Genomic DNA, 22,445 nt, shown 5'->3' on the forward strand with positions numbered 1-22,445 from the left:
TTATGTTCAGTGGTGGTCACTTAACAGGTTTGCGCAACCGGATTCCCAACTCCTGCAACTGTTTTTCACTTACCTCCCCCGGTGCTTCGGACAACAGACAAGTGGCTCTTTGCGTTTTCGGGAAGGCGATGACGTCACGGATCGAATCTGTTCCAGCAAGAATCATGACCAGGCGATCAAGACCGAAGGCGATTCCGCCATGAGGGGGTGCACCAAAGCTGAGCGCGTCCAGTAGAAAACCGAATTTTTCGCGCGCTTCTTCGCTCCCGATCCCGAGCAAAGAAAACATCTGCTGCTGAATTGCCTGATCGTGAATCCGGATAGATCCACCGCCAATCTCGGAGCCGTTCAGCACCAGATCATAGGCTTTGGCCCGTACTCTCCCCGGCTCGGTATCGAGATATGGGACATCCTCATCAAGAGGAGCCGTAAAAGGATGGTGTACGGCGAAGTGGCGTTGCTCCGCTTCATCCCATTCAAAGAGCGGAAAGTCCGTCACCCAGACAAATTTAAAATCATCCTTTTTTGCCAGGCCCAGTTTCTGCCCGAGGTGCTGACGCAAGCGACCGAGGGATTCATTCGCGATCTTAGCCGAATCCGCGATAAACAAGAGCAGGTCGCCTGCTTCGGCCCCCAGAGCCTTTTCAATCGAGCTCAACTCTTCAGCTGTGAAAAATTTAGCAATTGGCGACTGCCAGCCATCGGCATTAACCTTGACCCAGGCCATCCCCTTTGCCCCATAAATCGCGGCGAAAGCGGTCAGATCATCAAGTTCCTTGCGCGAGAAGGTTGCAGCGCCTTTGACATTCAGCGCCTTGACCATACCACCTTTGGCAGCGACTTCGGCAAAGACCTTAAACCCACAGCCTTTAACAAGCGAGGTAAGTTCGACCAACTCCAGGTTAAAGCGCACATCAGGGTTATCAACCCCGTATTTATCAAGGGCCTCAGCATAGGTAATCCGGGGTAGTGCGACCGGGATTTCAACCCCGATCCCGTCCTTGAAGACGCGCCGGATCATCCCTTCCATAATCGACATGACATCATCGCGATCAACGAAACTCATCTCACAGTCTATTTGAGTAAATTCCGGTTGCCGATCAGCGCGCAAGTCTTCATCGCGAAAACACTTTACGATTTGGGCATAACGGTCAAAGCCTGACACCATCAACAACTGTTTAAAGAGTTGCGGAGATTGCGGCAGAGCGTAAAACTGTCCATTGTTGACCCGACTCGGGACCAGATAGTCTCGCGCTCCTTCTGGAGTGCTTTTGGTCAACACCGGGGTCTCAATTTCGAGAAAGCCATTTTCGTCGAGATAGGTACGCACTGTACGTGAGACCCGATGACGCAGCATCAAACAGTTTTGAACCGCCGGACGCCGCAGATCAAGATAGCGGTATTTCAGCCGAATATTTTCAGCCACGTCAGTGTATTCATCCAACATGAAAGGAGGAGTTTCGGAGCGGTTCAAAATTTTGAGCTCACTGACTTCAATTTCGACCTCCCCGGTTTTCATTTTGGGATTCACGGTCCCGTCAGGACGCGGCGAAACCTTCCCTTTAACCGCGACGACAAATTCGTTTCGGACCTGGGCGGCTTTCTGATGTGAGGCCTGATCACGGTCAGGGTCAAGCGCCAGTTGAAGCACTCCTTCCCGGTCACGCAGGTCAATAAAGATCAACCCGCCGTGATCACGGCGGCGCTGGACCCAACCCATCACGCAGACTTCCTGTCCCAGTTGTGCGGCGGTGACAGTGCCGCACAGTTGTGTGCGTTTCCAATTTCCTAATGTATCGTTCAAGGTTGACCTCCGAGTATCGAGTTGCTGTTCCGACTAAAAACAAAAATATTATTAATAAAAGTTCAAACTGTTAATTATAAAGATAGGGTTCTTTTAAGGTCAAGCGGAAGCTCGTAATACGCCCATCCGGGCAATCAGTTCGTCAAGCCTGATCTTCTGTTGCGAACTCTGATCCATATCTTTCAATTCCGCCTCACCGCTCACCAACTCCTGCTCGCCAAGTATCAGCGTGTAGCGCGCGGCCAATTTATTGGCCCGACGCATTTGTGCCTTGAGACTCCTCCCCTGATAATCCATCTCGGCGCGAATACCCACGCGTTGCATCTGCGACATCAACACAAAAGCTTTTTCAGCTGCTTCATCCCCCATGGCGGCCAGGAATAAATCAGGACGGGGCGCCTGAACCCGTTCATCCCCCTTCATCAGAGCCAGTCGCTCAACCCCGATGGCGAAACCGATTCCCGGCAACGCAGGGCCATCCAGACTTTCAATTAAACCATCATAGCGTCCACCAGCCGCAACCGCGCTCTGGGCTCCCAATTTATCGGTAACCATCTCAAAGGTCGTCCGCACATAGTAATCCAGCCCACGCACCATCCGCGCATTAATCACAAAGGGGATCTGCAGGGCGCCCAGATGTTTCTTAACGTCCGAAAAGTGTTCTTCACAGCCACCGCAAAGATGTTCGAGCACCGAGGGTGCGCCCTGAGTTGACTCTTTACAGCCAGGGACCTTGCAATCGAGCACGCGCAGGGGGTTTGTCAGATAACGCCGCTGACAGTCCCCACATAAGGCATCGAGGCGACTTTCCAGAAACGTAATCAGCGCCTCTCGATAACCAGGGCGACAATCCGGGCACCCGAGGGAGTTCACCTGCAGCTCCACTGTTTCAATCCCGATTGCGCAAAAATAATGATGCAGCATCGCCAGCACCTGAGCATCGATCATCGGATTTTCGACTCCGATCACCTCGGCCCCTATCTGATGAAATTGACGATAACGCCCTTTTTGCGGGCGTTCATAGCGAAACATCGGCCCCATGTAATAGAGCTTATTGACTGGGTCAAGGGCATGTAAGCGGTTCTGGATAAAAGCCCGCATGACCGGAGCAGTCCCTTCGGGACGCAGGGTCAAACTGTTATTGCTCTTGTCGCCGAAGGTATACATCTCCTTCTCAACAATATCTGTTGTTTCGCCGATTGAACGGCAGAAGAGTTCAGTTTTCTCCACCACCGGGGTACGTATTTCACTAAATCCGTAGGTTCCAAAAACCTCCCGCGCCTTCTGCTCCAGAAACTGCCAGGTTTCAACATCACCCGGCAGGATATCGTTCATCCCTTTAATTGCACTGATTGCCAATGTCTTATCCTCTCAAACTATTTTGCGCTGATACCTTGGGGGGAACCCCGTCAATCACATCTGTCTCTTCCCGAACCAGGCGATCAGCCAATTCTATCCCTGCGCCACTCAATCCTTCGAGGCGATAGACCTTACAGGATGTCGTCTTCCCTTTCAACTGAATCGGTTCACAAGCAGCGACCAGCACAAAATCCCTGACACATGCGTAGGTCTGTTCCGATATGAGAATTTCACCGGCCCGGGCTATAGACTGCAAGCGGGCCGCGACATTGACGCTATCGCCAATAACCGTATACTCCATACGCATGGCAGAGCCGACATTACCGGCAATCACGGGCCCGGTATTAATCCCGATGCCAGCCAGAAGTGTTTGTTGCCCTTTTTTTTGCCCGGCCTGATTGAACTTCTGCAGCGCGGCCTGCATCGCAAGGGCGCAACAAACGGCTCGCATGGCCTCATTACCAACCGTTATCGGAGCCCCGAACAGGGCCAGCACCGCGTCCCCCATAAACTTATCGACCATGCCTTCAAAACGACCGATAACCTTGACCATCTCAGAGAAATAACCATTCAGCAGTTCAACAACCGCAGACGGCGACAAGCCTTCAGCCAGGCCGGTAAACCCCCGGATATCTGAAAACAGGATGGTCACCACTTTCTCTTCACCCCCGAGTTTCAACTGGTGACGATGACTGAGGATCTCACGTGCCAGAGGCTTACTGACATAGCGCTCAAAGGTTTTCTCAATAAACTCCTTTTCGCGCAGGCTGGCAGCCATGTCATTGAAGGCACTGGTCAACACGCCAAGCTCATCCTTACGCTGCAAAAGGATCTGCTGCCCAAACTGCCCCTCGCCGATCGCCTTGACCCCCTGCACCAAAGCATCCACCGGTCGCACAAAAAATGAGGCCAGCAGATAAGCCGCCGCGCTGGAGAGCAGAATACCGAGCAGCGAGAAGAGGCCCAACTGCCCCCGCATCTGGGCAATAGCCTGATTGACATGCGTCTGTGAGAGCCCTAAATGGATGGAACCGAGTTGTAACGGCTTATCCCCGACCAATAAGATCGGTACTTCAACGTCTAGCAGACTGCCTTCAGCGTTTCGTCGCAAGAGGTACCCATCACCGATCTCCTCTGGAGCAGCAGCCCCGGACCAAAGCCAATGCATACCAACCTGCCCGATATCACTGGCGGCCTTGACCCGATCCTTGTCATCGACGATCACGGCATAGGTGACCCCTTGAGAACGACCGGCGGTCTTAACCGCGGAGAAGAGATAAAGATCGTCGCCGGTCAACAGAGGGTCTTCGACATTGAACGCCACCGCGCGAGCGACGCCGACCCCTTTTTCGATATTCTCGCGCAGCAGTGAACGTCGCATATTCTGTTCGGTCAAAAAAAGCCCCCCCAGAATAAAAAAACCGATAACCATAGCCATCAGCAGGGTGAATTTAAATCTCAGGCTGGAGAAGAAGCCAATCTTGTCAACCACCCTCGCGCTCCTTGATCTGCTGAAGCTTTCGCTCAGCCTTATCGATATTCATACGCGCTTTCTGGTTCGCGGGCTCAAGATCAAGGAGTTGTGTCCATGCGTCAATAGCGCCGCCATAATTCCCCTCTGTATAAAGCTCAATTCCATGGAGATAAAGTCGATTGCGATCATCTGCCGTCAACCCTGCGCGATTGGCACGTTCGAGCATCTTAAGCCCCTTAAGGGCTGATGGCTGATGAGAGTCCAGAACCAGAACCCGGCGATAATCCCGCGCGGCCTGATCATAATGTCCCGCTTGATGCGACCTGCCCGCCTCCTTGAGAATTTGGGAAATTGTTGCGCTTAAAGCTTCCCGCCCATTTATTAAACCCGCAAGCGCTTCGGCGTTATTCGGTTCAAGGTCTAACACCCGCCGATAAGCCTTAATCCCTTGCTCAAAATCAGTGGCTGCTGCCTTCTTCCTGGCCAATGTCAGCTGACGGACAATCTCCGCGCTTCGCGCATTAGCAAACTCAGTCTCCAAATCGGCAAAATCTGATCGGTCACCAAGGAGCGCAGATTGAGCCAGCAGCTGAGAGGCTTTCCCAAATTGCAGTTTATCAAGTGCCGCTTCGACCAGAGACACAAAGGTCATCCTTTTGGCAGTGAGCTCACTTTCCACCTGGGACAATTCAACCTCAATCGCCGTTTCTGCGCCCTCATGACGACCTTTCTTCAACAGCTCGCGCGCGACGAGAAGCTTTCCGTCCTGTCTTGCACGACGCGCCTTAAAAAGTATTTCGGCATCCTGCTGAGCCAGTTTCTTCTTGACCTGTTTCAACCCCGACTGCGCTGCGACTTCAGTTGGCCAGGCTGCGAGAGCTACCTCGAACAAGCTTTGCGCCTCAATAAACTCGGCACGAGCCAGGGCCTTTTCCCCGGCGCCAACGGCCCGCTCAGCCTGCTGGTGTAATTCCTGGTCAATTTTTTCGCTGAACCTTTTTGTCGCAAGATGTCCAGGGGTCAAGAGACCCAGTTCGGCAAAACGGGTACGCGCCCCATGCATGTCGCCTTGTAGGTAAAGACTCTTTCCCTGAGACAACAACTCCTGAACCCGGTCAGCAAGTAAATCGACCAGACGTTTTTCGTGGCGCAGAAGGATCACTTCGCCCGGGGCGAGGATTAACCCTTGCCGGACCAGGGCCAGGGCCTCAGTATACTTTTGAGAGACCTCTAACTCGGCCGCTTTCCGCTGCAGAATCTTCCAGCTCTCGCTGGACGCCTTAGCCAGGCGAGCCTGGTAAATTCGCAGGCGATTATTATGCGGGAAAATCTTTGCGGCCTGATCCAGCGCCTGCTGAACCACGGGCAGATCATTCGCCGTGAAGGCATCTGCCGCAGTATTTAAAATTTCTTCGAATGCGCCTTTATCCGCGGCCTGAACTCCTTCCGCTGCGGCAGTAAAGGTTGGGTCCAACGACAACACCCTGAGATAACTTTGCCGGGCTAACAGAAATTTCCCCATTTGCAGCTGTAACCCGGCCAGCAAAGCGAGATCCTTTGCTCGTGGGTGAGTCGCCAGGCTCAGGGGCTCAAGTGCCTTCTGGGCAGACTCGAAATGATCTTTTTTCTTTAGACTGAGGGCCGTATTAAACAGCATTGACCTCGCAGACTCTTGCTGGGAATTCGTCAGGTCAGGATAAATCAGGGGTAGCCGCTCAGCAACTCGTTCGAATTGACCCTCCTGATAATCGAGCAGGATCAAATAATAGGAGACCGGGGTGCTATCTGGGTCAAAAGTCCGGGCACGCTCAAACTCAGCTCTGGCCGACGGGAAGTCTTGCCTGCCGTAGGCTAGAAGCCCTCGATTAAAGAGCACGGCAAAGATGTATGCCCTGGTCTCAGAGTCGTCAGGAACCTGCTTGAGGTAGCGCCTTAAGGTTATGACAGCCTCATCGATCCGTCCAAGCTGCGCCTGATAGTCCCCCAGCATTCGCAAGTAATGCAAGGAACTGGGGTTCTCCTGGACAAGTCGTTTTAAAAGATCAGCCGCCGCATCCAATCGTCCCTGTTTTTCATAAAGCAAAACCAGATTCGAATAGACATTTTGTAAAGGGTAAACTTCAGGCTGCTCAGCCGCGCCTGTTGCTGCGCTCTGATCAAGATAGATCAGCGCACTGTCAGGATCTTTCAGGCGACTGTACACAAGGGCAAGATTATAGTTGATTTCGGGATCACTGATGCGCTGCGAATAGACCGCACGAAAGGCGCTTAAAGCCTTTTGATCTTCGCCCTGACTCAGCAAGGCCACCCCGAGGTGGTAACGCAAAGAGGGGTTTTGCGGATCAGCATCGAGCGCTTTGAGATAATGATCAACCAGAGATGGGGCGGCCGCACAGGAGAGAACTGACCCCAACAACAGGACCAGGACACAGAGCGGAAACAGTGATTTCATTCGTGGCCGAGCTCCTGAACACCACGAATAACATTGCGCACCCGTTTGCCGTCGTACATCGCCTGATCAGCAAGATCAAGGAGGTCGATGCAATCAAGGGCGTCCGAGGGGAAGGTTGAATATCCGACGGTTGTAGTTAACCGGCAGGACTGATCACGATCCTGTAAAAAGTGATGATCCGCGATGCTCTTTCTGATGCGCTCCGCAACAACCCGGGCAGAACTTGTGTCAGTCTCAACCAGCAGGGCCGCAAATTCATCTCCACCAAAGCGAAACAGGGTGTCGACCTCTCGCACGCAGCCACGCAGCAGGCCAGCAATTTCCTGCAGTGCGGCACTCCCTGCCAGGTGCCCATAACGGTCATTGATCCCTTTGAAACGATCAAGGTCAAGGAAGATCAAAGAAAAATTAAGCCCGTACCGTTGAGAACGCCGCGCTTCCTGATTCAAGGCAATCTGCATATATCGATAATTATACAGACCGGTCAAATCGTCGGTGTACATTAATTCTTGAGCGTCATGGTAGCGGCTGGAATTTTCAAATCCGAGAGAAATCTGCTCAGATAAATAATGAAGGCGCTCATAAGGAAGGGTTTGATCAAGCATCGCCAGAGGCCCATCACCGAGAACAAGCCCCCCCTTTAATAAGCCGCCACTGTACAACGGCAAAAAACAGAGTGAATCAAAAGAGCGATTTTCGCTGGAAATCAGTTTCAATTCTTCAGAGGTCAGACACTTAAAACCGGAGCCTTTGGTCAGAAAAGGAGGCAACAGCCGTAAGATGGCATCGACATGGCCCCGCTCGATCCCAATGACTCCCTGCAAGATATAGATATTGTTGTCGTCCACCAGAAAACTGAAACCGTAGCCGCCACCAAGTTCGCGCTGAAAGACCTCAAGCGCGCGGGGGAGCAGGCGATCAAGTTCAATCAGCGAGGAGAGAGATTGACCATTCTGGAAGAGATGGATTTGTTGGCGTAACTGCACGTTTTCATTAAGCAGCCGACGCTGATCCAGACAGGTATTTACCAAGTGTTTGAGTTCTTCGGGGTTAAAGGGCTTTACCAGATAATCACGGGCACCATTTTTAAGCGCATGAATCGCCGATTCAAGGCTGGCATGACCGGTGACCAGAATAACTTCAGGAGGATCAGCCAGGGTTCGCGCCGCACGCAAAACCTCAAGGCCACAACGACCCGGCATCACCATGTCGGTAAGAACCAGATCGACATCACCGACACCCATACGCGAGATAGCTTCCTCGCCATTATCGTAAACCTCAACCTTGTGGCCGCTTTCGCTAAGAAGATCGCGATAGAGCTGACGAAAGAAAAGTTCGTCATCAACAACAAGTATTGTGGCCTGGTCCATTAAATATATAACTCCTGTATTATTCTAAGAATTTCTATCAGGCCCAGCAAAAACTGTCAATGGAAAAGCCCTTTTCCCCAGTGGCTGACTTGCCAATCACCTTCCAGGTTGCGCACGCGGATGCTTCCATCCAAATCGGTTCTAAAAACCTGAGCTTTAATCGCCATAGCCTGATCAAGTAATTGTTCTGAAGGAAAATGATAGGGGTTTTGATATCCAACAGAAACCAGTACGATCTTTGGCCTCAATTGAGCCACTAATCTGGCAGGTTGCGAACCGGCGCTACCATGGTGGGGCGCCTTAAGTACTGTGACAACACCGGGAATCGCGCTGCGAATGAGGGCATCAACGCCCTGAGACTCAAGATCTCCCGTCAGAAGCACGCCACCAGAAGCTCTAAATAAATAAACGCAAAGAGACTGGTTATTCAGACCCTGCGCCGTTTCAGGAGGAGTAAACAGAAACAGAGAATCCAAACCACCTACGGGCTGCAGTCGCCATTCAGGTTGAGCATACTGTCTGACAACCAATCCCTTGGTAATCAGGCTCTGGCGCAAATCGGGATTGAGAGAAGCAAGAGGCTGAGAGCTCCAAAATTCGTGAACATCAAAAGTGTCGATGATAAATTTCAGACCACCACTGTGGTCCGGGTGGTCATGCGTCAGGATGATCGCATCCAGCGAACTGATCCCGAGACGACCCAGCGCCGGGGCCAGCAAACGCTCACCAACATCAAAGCTGTCACTGCGGAGGCCGCCCCCGTCAATCAAAATCGTCTTGCCCTCAACCCGCAGCAAGATGGCTTCCCCCTGTCCGACGCTGAACATTGTCAGTTCGGCCGTCTTGGATCCTGACAATGGCATGCTCAATAAGCCGATAGCAGGTAAAATGAGTATCAGAATTTTGGGTTGTTTCCACCCCCAAAGCAGCGCCAGGGATCCAAGTAACACGGCCAGATTTTCCCACAGGGTCAGATAAACAGGCCGTGAAAGGAACCCTGGCAGACTTGCGCTCCAGGTCGCAAAGGCGAGAACTTGTTGTAAAACCCAAGCCGCGATCTGTAAAATTGACTGTCCCAGGTGTGGCAAAATCGGACTCAGCAAGAGCCCGAACAACCCTACCGGCAGGGAGATAAAACCAACCAAAGGTATGGCAAGCAGATTCGTTAACAACCCGGCGGGTGCGAAAAGGTGAAAAATCAGCACGATGACGGGCAGGGTTGCGATAAACGCTGCGCAACTCATGAGAAACAATTGCGTAGGATAACGCACATAAACGGGCCATTGCCCGCACAGCTCCTGCAGAGGTCCTTGCCACAAAAGAATCCCGAACACCCCGCTGAAAGAGAGTAAAAAAGACGGTTGCCATAGCGCTAAAGGATCGAGGAGCAAAAAAAGAAACGCCAATGTCATAAGCAAACACAAAGGGTCGGTCCGGCGCCGGAACAAAAGGAGACCAGAGACAATCAACAGCATATAAAAAGCGCGCTGCGTCGCGAGGGCATCACCAGTCAAAAGAAGATATAAAAAGAGCACCGGCAGAATTAATATCCACAAAACGCGTGCAGGCGGCTGCCAGAGAAGCAAATGCGTCGAACGGCTGTAAATAAAACGAAAAAGCCCGTACAGAAAAAAGGCCAGTAACCCAAGGTGCAGACCTGAGATGGCGAACAGATGAGAGATCCCTCCAGCTGCAAGCTCTGTCCGCAAAGAGGTCGACATCGCCCCCTTCTCGCCGAGGAGAAGTCCTTTAAGTAAAAGAGCTCTGTCATGGCTTAAGGCTGCATCCAAAAAGTCCAGCCCAGCCAGCCGGATCGCCCCGATTTTGGCTGCGATGCTCTTCTCCGTCCCGGCGAACCGCGCCAAACTCCCTGAATCGGAGAGATACGCGGTGTACCAGATGTGCCGATGGGCCAGATGCCGCGCATAATTAAATTCACCGGGAATACCAAAATTCCGCGTTCGTTGCAGTCGACTCCTAAACATAACCAGACTACCAACCGGCAGATGTCCATCGGAAGTGCCGATCGATAGTCTAAGTCGCAAGCCAGGCCTTCCCAAAACCGCCCTGGAGTTCAGTTTCAACACTTCCAGGTCGACGACCTGGCCCTTATCTGGTCGTTCCTCGGCCCAAAGGACACGAGCCTCAACGCGTAAAGGGCCCTGCGCAACCAGCCGATCAAACGAGGAAGCTATAGGCACCGAAAGATGCAGGGGATACCGAAGTAACCCTGTCAGCAGACAAAAGAGGAGGAAGAGACAAAGAGTCAGTGTTGTTTTTTTACGGAGCAGAAGGAGAACAAAGAGCAGAGCACAGCAACAAAAAAGAGGCAGGGCAGGAAGGTCAAGATACTGGGCGAGCAGCAAACCGCCAACATAAGCAGTAAAACAGACACCAACAAGATTCATCCCCCCTCCTCTGGTATCCGAGCCTAGCGCAGATCTCTAAGCCGATCAATTAAAGCCGAAAGTTTGTTCAACTGCTGCGGCGTGATGGAAGTAGCAGAAGTAAGCCCAACCAGCCGCAGGAGATCTGCCGGTTCTCCACGTCGGGGGCGTAACTCAAGACGATCAAGCGAACCACCGGCGGGGATCATAACATTGACAGTCAGCTCCCCCCGGGGCAGAAACATGGTCCCGAGGCTCCGATCAACAAAACGATAATCAAATTGCAGCTGACGCTCTACATGGCCGCTAACTTTCACCGCGACAGGTTTTAGTCCAGCCGCGCGAAGCATCACATCTGCCACGCCACCATGAACCCTTACCGTATAAAAATCGAACCTGGCCGGAGCAGCCCCAACCTGCACATAACGGCCGCCGCTGGCCGGGCCCCTATTGCTATCCTGATAAACCCTTACCCCATGAGGAAGAGCCAGGTTCTCAGCTTCCAGCTTAATACTACTGGCGGTAAGAGGGAGAGTTTTCTGCAGATTTAAAGCCTGAAGTGTCGTTTGTGCCGCGACTACAGCTGTTATTTGAGCATCAAAAATCCAACCGCCATCAGGCAGAATCGGTTCAAACGGAGCGGCCTCAAGTTCGAAATAATCGATACTCCCATCCGGCGGAAGACTCAGGACAGCTTCCTGCGGACCGGCCTGCAGATCGATATTGCCAACACTGACATCAGTGAATTTGGCGCCACCGTTCAAACGAAAATCGCGGTTCCCAAAGCGAAGATGATGGCCAGCCAGACGAACCCGCGCTTTGATTTGATAACTTCCAGAGTGAGGCAGATTGAATTTAAAATGTACCTTCGTCTCAACCCTGATGCCGTTCAACCATCCGGAGCCACTAAAGGCACCGAAGGTCTTAAACTGCATGACCGCAACTTCATCCTCTCTCTGATAGGCGTCTTCAGCCTCAACCCGATAAACCCGGCTCCCGTTAAGAATGCGGGCGTAATCCTTATCGGTCGGTTTCTCCGGAAGCCCAAAAGACCAGCCGAGGCTGTCAATCAATTGCAGGGCCCAGTCACGTTGTGTGATCTGGGCCTGGGCCAGAGCAGGCAGTAATATGAGGACAAAAAGCAACAGCAGTCGTTTCACGAAAAACTCCGCCCGAGGGGGCCTCAGGATTCAAGCGTCCGAATCAACTCCTCAATTTTTGCGACATCGGACTTACTGCCGATAAACACCGGCTGGCGATGATCAATCCCTTCAGGCAGGATGTCAAGAATCCGCTGCCTGCCGTTCGAGGCGGCGCCACCGGCCTGCTCGACCAGAAAGGCCATGGGGTTCAGTTCATACAGCAGACGCAACTTCCCTTGCGGCAGATCAGTCAGGTGCGGGTAAAGAAACATCCCCTGCCCCTTGATCAAGACCTGGTTGATATCAGGCACGAAACCGCCGCTGTAGCGCAACTTGCTCCCGCGACTCTCCAGATGACTGACAAAGGCTTCGACCGCCGGGGTGTATTTATTGCGCGTACCACCAGGGGCGTACATACTCGCGCGATCGGCAATTTTCAGGTCTTCCTGAACCAGGGTGTACTCCATCAAGGCGTTCATCGCAAATTCATGAGTGCCATTGCCGGTGGTATAAACCAGCGTACAGCGCGGTCCGTAAAGAATATAAAGGGCCGCAACCATCTCACGCCCCGGCTTGAGCACATCGGCCCCTCTGTAAATACCGACAATTGTGCCTACCGCCAGGTTGACATCGACCAGTGACGAGCCATCCAACGGATCGAAAACCAGTGAATATTTACCCTCGGGATCAATAACCCGAACCTCGGCATCTTCCTCAGAGGCGATACTTGCAATCACGCCAGTGTGGGTCATGCGTTTGCGGATTATCCGGTCAGCCAACACGTCAAGCTTGAGCTGTGCCTCGCCATAAAGATTCGAGGTTCCTGCAACGCCGAGTTCACCGGTCCGAATCGAATAAATAATATAGCGACTGGCGGTCGCAAGCTCACAGATAACGCGGGTGAGGTCACGATCTTCTTCACGCTCACGCAGATGCCGCCGCAAATCGACCTGAAAAGGTGTTGTCCCTGGTTCGATGGTCAAAGCAAGCTCCTTTGATAAAGATGAAAAGATGGCTGGATATAATCGGGATGAAGTCTAGTCGATGGGTCCTCATCCGGCAAGGAGAAATCCTCATACAGAAACCCGGTGGGAGTAAAGCCGAGATCATCAGTCCCGCTCAATCGGCACTAATGCGATACCGTGCCTTCTCAAGCGCTGCCGGCGCAAAGGCACCGCCCTGGAGACCACAGGCAGGAGCATCATCCTCTGGTGTTAGCCGAGACGCTCGACCGGGTCACGCTCAAAAGGGACTTGGCAGCAAAAACAGAAAATACCGCAGCAAATTATTCTTCCTCGGCATGGGGGAAATCGCACCAGAGCAGAGTCGCACCGCTGACCGCCAACGGAATGCAGAAAAACTGAAGCAGGGGGATGGCCAGCAGGCAGAAAACCGCGCTGCCGAACCCGGCCATCAACAATGGACGCCCAAAAACATAACGGTACTGACGACCAAAACTCAGCTGTTTGCGCATCAGCACAAAACCGAGGTATTCAATCACCAGAAAAAACAAGGTAAACAAAGGGGCCAGCACGGCATAGGCCAGGGGCCCCAGGCCAGGCAACAGATTAATCAACAACAACAGAACCATACCGACAATAAAAATCAGCTGTTTCTTGAACTCAACCAGCAGGGTACGACCCGACTCCGCAACGAACCTGGTCAGGGCGAAGGGATGATCGTCTATTGAACCCCGAACCAGAACCTCGATCCGCTCGGAGAGCAGTTCGTTAAACGGGGACGCCAGCAGATTCCCAAAAACAGTAAAACCAAAAAAGACAACCACCATAGTTAACAGGCCGGCAATCATCCAGGCAAAATAGTAAAGGACGGCCAGATACCAGGTGTTCCCCTGGGGAAGGTATTGATCGAGCAGGTGGTTAAACAGATCCAGCCCAAAGTAGACCGCGACGGAAAAAATCACCAGATTGATAAAAAACGGAATGGCGACGAAGCGCAGCAGCCCTGGATGTTTGAGCAAAAACCGCGGCGCCTGAAAAACATAACCGAAACCACGTCCAAAACTGGCCACGGGTTTTAAAATTGCTGTCATCGGAGTCATGCCTCAAGCTCCTTTTTGCAAGCATTCAATCCCGCAATCAGCCCAGGGTAGAGCAGCTGAATTCCCAATTTATGCAGCATTTTCCGATTATCCATACGTCGTGATTCATCAATATAGCTTAGCATTAGCGGGTTCATGACCAAATTCGCCTCGGCGCGACTGATCTGAACCGGCCGCGGCAGACCAAAGCAATCGGCCACGGCGTTGAAGTAATCGGTCATGGTGCCGTGTTCGCCGTCGCTGACATTGAAGATATCACCAGCCTCCCCTTTCAAAGCCGCCGCCACACAGACGCGCGCCAAATCCTCGGCATGAATCCGGTTGGTAATATTGGATTCTTCCGGAGTTAAAACGGGGTGGTTCTGTCGCAAGCGTTGCAATGGCAGCCGCGTCGGTCCGTAAATCCCGGTGACGCGCAGAATCAGCAGCGGCACAGAAAACTCCGCCGCCATCGATTGCATCCTGACCTCGGCATCAACACGTCTTTTAGCCCTCGTGGTCTGCGGGTTGAGCGGAGTCTGTTCGTCGACCAGTTCTCCTCCGCAATCCCCATAAACTCCACTGGTGCTGATATAAATCACCTTGGCCGGCAGATTGTCACTGGTGATCTGATCACAGAACACCCCGACCCGTGGGTCGGTATACCCACCCCCTGGTGGAGGTGCCGTGTAAAACACCGTGCGACCTGCCAGAGGTAAGGGTTCAAGATTGGCAGGATCATCGAAACTTCCAAGAATAGTTTCAAACCCGCGTGCCGCAAGCGCAGCAAACTTCTCCTCAGTGCGCGTTATCACAGCCTGTGGTAGAGGGGCGACTTCTGCCTGTTGCGAAATCCGCCGGGCGATATCACCAAAACCGGCAAAAAAAATCATCTTCATTGCATCGCCTTCGCTACTTCAAGCTCTTGTTGACAACTTCAAAAAGATCGCGTGACAACTCCTGCTGTTGAAGTTGCACGAGTTGATCTCGCATCAAACCGCTCCGTACCGATTCAAAACGTTTCCAGCGAGACAGAGGCAGGGCCATACGCGCGGCCAACTGAGGATTCCGCTGATTGAGATGAAGTATCTGCTCGGTCAAGAAACGGTATCCGGCCCCGTCGACCTGGTGAAAGCCGGCCGGATTGCCCGCCGCAAACGAACTGATCAGGCTGCGGGCCCGATTCGGATTTTCAAGCGTGAAGGCTGGATGCTGCAGCAACGTCGTTACATCATTGCAAACATTCTCGCGATCAGCGGTTGCCTGGAGGGTAAACCACTTATCAACCACCAGCGGCTGTTTCTGCCAGCGCTGATAAAAATCATCGAGAATCGTCTGGCGCTGGGGTAAGGCGCTCGAAGCCAGACAGGTCAGGGCCGCCAGACGATCGGTCATATTGCCGGCGAATTCATACTGCTGCAAGCAGAGCTCGACCGCCTGCGGGTTTTCATCCAGCATCAGCAGTGACAGACAAAGATTTTTCAGGCTGCGACCGCCGACCTGCTGCGGATCAAGGGCATAGGCCCGGGTCTGCCGCCCTTCGCGATAGCGGGCCAGCAAAAGTTCCGGAGCGGCGGCGGACAGTTGACGCCGAGCCTTCTGGCGGGTCTGATGAATAAGTCCAGGTTCGATGATTCCCATCTGTTCACCCAGATAGACTTCCGACGGCAGGATCAGCAGTTGTGTCAACAGACTTGGATCGGCGCTACGATCGCCAAGGGCCTGAATCCACCCCTTCACAAACAGCTCACTTAAGACATTCGGCTCCTCAATCTCGAGGACCGACAAGAGTTCACGTTTGGCCAGAAGTTGGGCGGCTTCCCAGCGGTTGAAGGGGTCCGAATCATGGCCCATGCGAAAAGCCAGCTCAGCATCCGGCTGCGGATATTCCAGAATCACCGGCGCCGAAAATCCGCGCAGCGGGGACAGAACAGGCTTCTCAGGCACGCAGGTGAAGACAAATTCCTGTTCCGCCTGATTCAGATCCAGAACGCGTGTCGTCAGGTCAGAGACCGCCTCCCCGGTCAGCGTCAGCGGCAAATCCGAACCATCCGCCGCAATCAGGCCCACGGCCAGCGGAATCTGGAACGGATATTTCGCACTCTTATCAGGGGTTGGCGGACAATATTGCTTGCAGAGCAGCCTGAATTCCTGTTTCTCAGCATCATAGCGCGCTTCGAGGGTCACCCTTGGAGTTCCGGCCTGCGCATACCACCGGCGAAATTGGGCCAGATTCTTACCACCGGCTTCTTCGAGGGCGATGACAAAATCATCAGTCGTCACCGCCTGGCCATCATGTTTCTTCAAATAGTGTCGCACACCGCGATTGAACTGTTCTTTACCAAGCAACGCCTGCTGCATACGGATCAGTTCGGCGCCCTTGTTGTAGACCGTCACGGTGTAAAAGTTATTGATCTCAACATAGGACGCCGGGCGCACCGGGTGAGCCATTGGACCGGCATCCTCCGGGAACTGACTCTGGCGCAGGATGCGCACGTCGTCGATTCGTTTAACCGCCGCCGAGTTAAGGTCGGCCGAGAACTCCTGATCGCGAAAGACCGTAAGCCCCTCCTTGAGACTAAGTTGAAACCAGTCGCGACAGGTCACACGGTTGCCGGTGTAGTTGTGGAAATACTCATGGGCGATGACCGCCTCGATGCCGAGGAAATCTACATCTGTGGCGATTTCTGACCGCGCCAGCACATATTTTGAATTAAAGACATTGAGTCCCTTGTTCTCCATCGCGCCCATATTGAAATCATCGACTGCCACGATCATGTAACGATCGAGATCGTATTCGAGACCGTAAACCTCTTCGTCCCATTTCATCGCTTTTTTGAGCGAGAGCATGGCATGATCACAGAATTCGCGGTTGCGGTGCTCGACATAGATCTGCAGCAGGATCTCACGCCCCGAACGAGTGATGAAGTGGTCTTCGATGCATGCCAAATTGCCGGCGACCAGGGCAAAAAGATAGCTCGGCTTGCGGAAGGGGTCTTCCCATTGCACAAAATGACGCCCGTCTTCGAGGCGTCCCTGTCCAATGAGATTGCCATTACTCAACAAAATCGGGTAAGCGCTGAACTCGGCCTCAATCCGGACCCGGAAACGAGCCATTACATCCGGACGGTCCGGGTAATAGGTAATTTTACGGAACCCCTGCGCCTCGCACTGGGTGCAAAAATTCCCGCTCGAAAGGTAAAGCCCCTCGAGGGCAGAATTCCCCGCGGGGTCAATCTCGGTTTCAACCTCGAGGGTGAACGCCGGTGGCACATCAGCGATCTCGATCCCCGCAGCAGTCAGCCGATACGCGGTCGACTCGAGCTGAACGCCATCCAACCGCAGCGAGAGTAATCTGAGGTTCTCGCCGTCAAGCCATAGAGGTGCCGCCGGTTTGCACTCAGGGTTGCGGACAAACTGTACGAGCGAGCGCACATGGGTGGCCGAGGGTTCCAACTGAAAGGTTAAATCGATGCTCTCAACCAGATAGGCAGGAAATTGATAATCAGTTAAATAGATCGTTTCAGGGACTGAATTTTTAATTTTGGTCATGAGTCGTCTTTTTTCGCTAAGCAGGCAGAAAGGACTTTCGTCAGTGGCAGTAACGAGGGTTGAGAATACCACTTGTAGGACTGGCATTCCAGCGTGGCGACAGGAGCCGTACAAAATTTAATGACTGACTGCAGGCAAAGTTATCAGCGCGGAACCCACAGGGACTGCAACTTCGCCAGATCCTTACCATCCGCAACGCGACGTATCAGGTGCGACCAGAGTGCTCCGTTGAAGATGGGGTCCTCGACCGTATATGACACAATCACGTCTCCCGCCAACGCCTCGGCCAAATAATTGATGTCAACCTGCTGCAGCCGTTGATTTTCGATTGCTTCAGCCGTCAGAGCTTCAACGGCCCAGTCAAAAAAGACCCGATTGTTAACATGGCAATTCAAATCAAGGTCGGCACGCCGTACGCGAAAATTAACCCCGATCTCAGGTTGCCTGGCAAATTTAATCGCCATTAACGGCTCAGCAAAGACTTGCTCATGAATCAGTTCCACCTCGCCGAGTCGATCACGCGGTCGCACTGGCCTGCGGGTTTCAAGGTCGATCAACATCCAGGCGCTGCTGGCGGCTCCGATCTGGACATCGTTACAAAAAATTTCAAATTCGCGGCATGCTGAAAGTCCCTTGTGGATCGAGGGCCAGGTCCTGATCTGGATGCAATCACCCAAACCAGCTACCGCATTCAGTGTAATACGGTAGCGACTGAGCATCCAGGTTAGACCGCGGGGTAACAACTGCTCAACCCCGAACCCTCGCCGAACTGCGTCTTCGCCGGCTATATCCTGCAAAAAGTCGAGCAGCACGCCGAAACGCAATTCGGCTTTCTGATCAAGTTCGAAATACCGGATAGAATACGATTTTTGGAATTTTCCGTCGCTCATCCAACAGTCTCCACGTCTCGCTGAAGTTCATAAAGCAAAAATCACTCCGCGGGATATTAACACAAATAAAACGAACCAGAGTTTTCACTTTGCTTCATCAAGTTAGGATCAAATCGTACTTAATATCTGCCCTAAAACCCAGGCAGGAGAATATATACACCGACCAGACGGGGGCAGAAGTCCCCGACGGTTTTAAGCGCGGCATCCTCAACATGGACCAGACAACTACCCCCTGATCAGCCACTCTCTATTTCGACGATGACATGAATAAATATGCATGGTACCAACCGGGATGAGACCGGGGATAAAAGATTTTATCGTTTATATTCAGCGTGTTGTGTAACTGTAACTTAATAATTTCTATGTAGCCCTGAGTGCCCCACCATCAAACGAGACCTGAAAGTCAGATAAATTCTTGAAATCGCACGTTCATTGCCTATATGATCGGGCATATTTCTGACACTTTATCTCTTCACTGCAGCTCACAAGGACTTTCCCAATGAAAACGCTCGTGACAGCACTGTGCCTGCTGACCTTTTTAGCGGGCCCCTCTTTTGCCGAAACGCGCTATATCTCTGACCTCCTGGTCGTTACTGTGCGCAATGCTCCGACTAACGATGCTGCCACTTTGACCACGGTTGTGACCGGCGAGCCGCTTGAAGTCCTTAATGACCTCAAAGAGTACGTTCATATCCGAACGGCTAAAGGCATTGAGGGCTATGTGCGCAGCCAATACGTCAGCACGGACCTGCCAAAGACCGTGCAAATTGAACGCCTCAACAATGAAAATACAAAACTGAAACAACAGGTCACAGAACTCTCAAAAAACCTGGACAGCAGTAAAAGTAATGGCGAAATTCTGGGCAAAACTGAAAAAGAGTTAGCTCAGGTTCAGAAAGAGTACAAATCCTTGCAAAACAGTTCGGCCAACGTGCTGCAGATCACGCGGGAACGCGACCTGCTCCAACAAGAAAACAGCGATCTGGTCAGCCGCATGGAGCAGCTCAAACAAGAGAATGATCTCTATCTGAGAACGGGTGTGATCAAGTGGTTTCTAGCCGGAGCCGGCGTCCTCTTGCTGGGCTGGCTCCTCGGTAAAATCTCGCGTAAGAAAAAACGGAACTTTTAAACAAGTCGTTTAATATACCTCTTCTGGGCTCCTCTCTGCGGTCCCCCTTTCCGTTCAAATATATTCCGAGTCTGTTCCTCGGTTTCCTCTTCAGGCGCAGTCAACCGCTCCGCCGCCGGACCATCCCCGGTCGCGGATGGCTGTGATCGGGGTTCCGCTTTGCCTTCGCCTTCGACCTTCCCGCAACCTGTGCCTGCCCATATTGACCGCGCGGATTCCAAATTCCAGCAACTTTAATTCCCGAGAGACCCCCAATCTGCAAAGCTGCATGTCTCCAGATCAATGGCAAGTCAAGCATCTTTTACCTTGGTGCTACAAACGACAACGATTGACAGGTGATTTCTAACTTTTTTTCGGGAGCTAAATCATTCGAGAATTTGTATTACCGGGACAATCCATTTTGTTTCAATTTTTATTTCAGCGAGCCAACTTTGTGTTAAACTCTCTTCGTGAGCTTAACTCAATGTTTAAAACATGCTTAAAACGCTGGCGTTAACCCCCGTTTTGTCACACAACCGACAATATCAACCACAGGCGCAGCTTCAAAGCCAACCCTGGCAACTGATGTTACGCGTGAAGGGACCCTGATGAGCAACGGGCCAATCCGTATTCTAACCATAGATGACGAAGAGAGCATCCGCACAAGCTTTCGCCTCTATCTCGAGGACTTCGACTATGAAGTGCTCGAAGCGAAAAACGGTCGCGAAGGACTTGCGTTATTTACCAGTGAAAAACCGGATCTGGTGCTGTGCGATCTGCGGATGCCTGAAGTTGATGGTCTGGAGGTTCTGTCCAGAGTACGTGAATCTTCTCCCGATACTCCGATCATTGTCGTGTCGGGTACCGGGGTGATCAGCGATGCCATCGAGGCGGTTCAATGCGGCGCCTGGAACTACCTGTTAAAACCGATCCAAAATTTCTCAACCCTGCACCATGCTGTCGAACAAGCGCTGGAACGAGCGCGTCTCATTCGCGAGAATCGTACCTATCAGACCCAACTCGAAGAAGAAGTAATCTCCCGCACTCAAGATCTGCAAGAGACAATGGAGGACCTGAAGAACACTAATTATCAGGTCAAGATGAGTGAAGAGCGCTATCGTTCAATTTACGAAAATCTTCAGGATGTCTATTTTGAGATTCTGCTCGATGGCGAGATTCGCGAAGTCAGTCCATCGATCAACCGCATTTCCGACTACACAAACAAAGAACTTATCGGAGACAATGTCTGGCAATTTTATCCCCGCCGTGAAGATCGGGAACGCTTCATCGACGACCTTAAACAGCAGGGCTATGTCTCCGACTATGAACTCCAACTTCGAGACAGAGGCGGGCGGATTATCCCCTGCTCAATCAATGCAAGACTCATAGCGGCCCGGGAAGACCGGCCTTCCATTATATGTGGCACCCTCCGCGACATCAGCGAGCGCAAACTCGCCGAGGCCCACATTGAGCGCCTTGCTTATTACGATGCACTGACCGACCTGCCAAACCGCCGACTGCTGATCGACCGCCTTGAACGCGACCTTGCCCGTGCCCGGCGCCACAAACACTATGGTGCCATGTTGTTTCTTGATCTTGACCGTTTCAAAAACATTAATGATTCACTTGGGCACCATGTCGGCGATGCCCTGCTTGAAGAAGTGGCTCGTCGCCTGACCAGTGACCTTAGGCTCGAAGATACGGTTTCGAGGCTCGGAGGAGATGAGTTCATCATGCTGCTGGCCGATATGGGGACAGAACCGTCCACCGCCGCGTCCCAGACCCAGGCCAAGGCCGAACAGGTTCAGAAGCACCTGTCACAACCCTACAAGGTGCTCGGTCACGACCTGCACATTACCCCAAGCATCGGTGTGGCTATCTTCCCGTCGGACGATGATCCTAACGAAGATGGCAATGATATTTTACGCCATGCCGACACTGCTATGTACCGTGCTAAGGATGATGGGCGCGATTTAATCCGATTTTTCCTGCCCAGCATGCAAGCTGCCGCCGATCAGCGCCTGAGTATCGAAAAAGACCTGCGATTCGCCCTGGAACGCAATGAAATGCAGCTGTATTTTCAGCCTCAGGTCGATGGGAAAGGGCAGATAGTTGGTGCCGAAACCTTACTGCGCTGGCAGCATCCAGAAAAGGGCTTTATCTCGCCCGCCGATTTCATCCCGGTGGCGGAAGCGACCGGGTTGATTCTCCCCATCGGACTTTGGGTTCTGGAGATGTCCTGCTGGCAGATCAAAAAATGGAGTGACGCTGGACTCTCAATTGGTCACCTCGCTGTCAACGTCAGCCCACGTCAGTTTCGTCAACCCGGGTTCATCAGCCAGATTCATCAGGTCGTTGCCAAGACCGGGGCAGATGCACAGCAGTTGGGACTGGAACTGACCGAAGGCATGGTCATCGACAATATCAACGATACAATCGAAAAAATGCAGGGTCTCAAGAGTATGGGAATCGAATTATCAATCGATGATTTCGGCACCGGGTACTCTTCGCTTGCCTACCTTAAACGCTTGCCCCTCGATATCATCAAAATCGATCAATCCTTTGTGCGTGACATTCAAACCGATGCCGGTGACGCCGCAATTGTTGAAACGATCATCGCCATGGCCCACCATCTTGGCTTACGTGTCATCGCCGAAGGGGTAGAAACTGATTTTGAGTTTGACTTTCTCAACCAGCGAAACTGCAGAGGTTATCAGGGTTACTATTTCAGTCGCCCTATTCCTGAGGCTGCCTTCACCAGCATGCTGGCCTCCAACAAGCCACTCCCCCTTGACTGACGCGGGATGAGTCGACCATTCAAACTGTGCTGCAATAAGTTCCAGTTCTGCGTACTCCTCGTGCAATA

The 22,445-nt window shown here is 52.4% G+C and carries 14 protein-coding genes; 2 read left to right on the forward strand and 12 right to left on the reverse strand.

The window, feature by feature from the left end; all coding sequences use genetic code 11:
• Nucleotides 1-16: 16 nt before the first annotated feature.
• From aspS to D888_RS0110290, 12 genes are all read right to left on the reverse strand, one after another.
• Nucleotides 17-1,804, reverse strand: a complete 1,788-nt coding sequence (gene aspS / locus D888_RS0110235; RefSeq protein WP_026362330.1) for an aspartate--tRNA ligase — start codon at nt 1,802-1,804, stop codon at nt 17-19.
• Nucleotides 1,805-1,903: 99 nt separating this feature from the next.
• Complete coding sequence (gene hisS, locus D888_RS0110240) at nt 1,904-3,139, reverse strand: histidine--tRNA ligase (protein ID WP_033423561.1); 1,236 nt, start codon at nt 3,137-3,139, stop codon at nt 1,904-1,906.
• A gap of 28 nt (nt 3,140-3,167) precedes the next feature.
• Nucleotides 3,168-4,655, reverse strand: coding sequence for an adenylate/guanylate cyclase domain-containing protein (locus D888_RS23120; RefSeq protein ID WP_020676461.1), 1,488 nt, complete (start codon nt 4,653-4,655; stop codon nt 3,168-3,170).
• Entirely contained in the window at nt 4,648-7,089 is a 2,442-nt protein-coding gene (locus tag D888_RS0110250) for a tetratricopeptide repeat protein (RefSeq protein ID WP_020676462.1), read from the reverse strand. Before D888_RS0110250 ends, D888_RS23120 begins: the two co-directional genes overlap by 8 nt.
• Nucleotides 7,086-8,459, reverse strand: a complete 1,374-nt coding sequence (locus D888_RS0110255; RefSeq protein ID WP_020676463.1) for a GGDEF domain-containing response regulator — start codon at nt 8,457-8,459, stop codon at nt 7,086-7,088. The genes D888_RS0110250 and D888_RS0110255 overlap by 4 nt, the downstream gene beginning before the upstream one ends.
• A 56-nt stretch (nt 8,460-8,515) precedes the next feature.
• The gene (locus D888_RS0110260) at nt 8,516-10,867 is read right to left on the reverse strand and encodes a DNA internalization-related competence protein ComEC/Rec2 (protein ID WP_020676464.1); all 2,352 of its coding nucleotides are present in this window, start codon (nt 10,865-10,867) and stop codon (nt 8,516-8,518) included.
• A 23-nt stretch (nt 10,868-10,890) separates the two neighbouring features.
• Nucleotides 10,891-12,006, reverse strand: a complete 1,116-nt coding sequence (locus D888_RS0110265; protein WP_020676465.1) for a carbohydrate-binding protein — start codon at nt 12,004-12,006, stop codon at nt 10,891-10,893.
• Nucleotides 12,007-12,029: 23 nt separating this feature from the next.
• Complete coding sequence (locus D888_RS0110270) at nt 12,030-12,971, reverse strand: class 1 fructose-bisphosphatase (protein ID WP_020676466.1); 942 nt, start codon at nt 12,969-12,971, stop codon at nt 12,030-12,032.
• Between the two features lie 302 nt (nt 12,972-13,273).
• Nucleotides 13,274-14,050: an EI24 domain-containing protein gene (locus tag D888_RS0110275; RefSeq protein WP_020676467.1), complete on the reverse strand. Its 777-nt coding sequence runs from the start codon at nt 14,048-14,050 to the stop codon at nt 13,274-13,276.
• Complete coding sequence (locus tag D888_RS0110280) at nt 14,047-14,928, reverse strand: SDR family oxidoreductase (protein ID WP_020676468.1); 882 nt, start codon at nt 14,926-14,928, stop codon at nt 14,047-14,049. The genes D888_RS0110275 and D888_RS0110280 overlap by 4 nt, the downstream gene beginning before the upstream one ends.
• A 13-nt stretch (nt 14,929-14,941) precedes the next feature.
• On the reverse strand, nt 14,942-17,581 hold the full coding sequence (gene pepN / locus D888_RS0110285) for an aminopeptidase N (RefSeq protein WP_020676469.1): 2,640 nt from the start codon (nt 17,579-17,581) through the stop codon (nt 14,942-14,944).
• A 143-nt stretch (nt 17,582-17,724) separates the two neighbouring features.
• Nucleotides 17,725-18,471, reverse strand: coding sequence for an acyl-[acyl-carrier-protein] thioesterase (locus D888_RS0110290; RefSeq protein WP_020676470.1), 747 nt, complete (start codon nt 18,469-18,471; stop codon nt 17,725-17,727).
• Nucleotides 18,472-18,970: 499 nt separating this feature from the next.
• Here D888_RS0110290 and D888_RS0110295 point away from each other — a divergent pair, with 499 nt between their 5' ends.
• The gene (locus D888_RS0110295) at nt 18,971-19,600 is read left to right on the forward strand and encodes a TIGR04211 family SH3 domain-containing protein (RefSeq protein WP_020676471.1); all 630 of its coding nucleotides are present in this window, start codon (nt 18,971-18,973) and stop codon (nt 19,598-19,600) included.
• Between the two features lie 587 nt (nt 19,601-20,187).
• Nucleotides 20,188-22,377 (forward strand): EAL domain-containing protein, encoded by a 2,190-nt coding sequence (locus tag D888_RS21340; protein WP_020676472.1) that lies wholly within the window; start codon nt 20,188-20,190, stop codon nt 22,375-22,377.
• Nucleotides 22,378-22,445 lie beyond the last annotated feature (68 nt).

Origin of the sequence: Geopsychrobacter electrodiphilus DSM 16401 (assembly GCF_000384395.1) — a bacterium.
GTDB lineage: Bacteria > Desulfobacterota > Desulfuromonadia > Desulfuromonadales > Geopsychrobacteraceae > Geopsychrobacter > Geopsychrobacter electrodiphilus.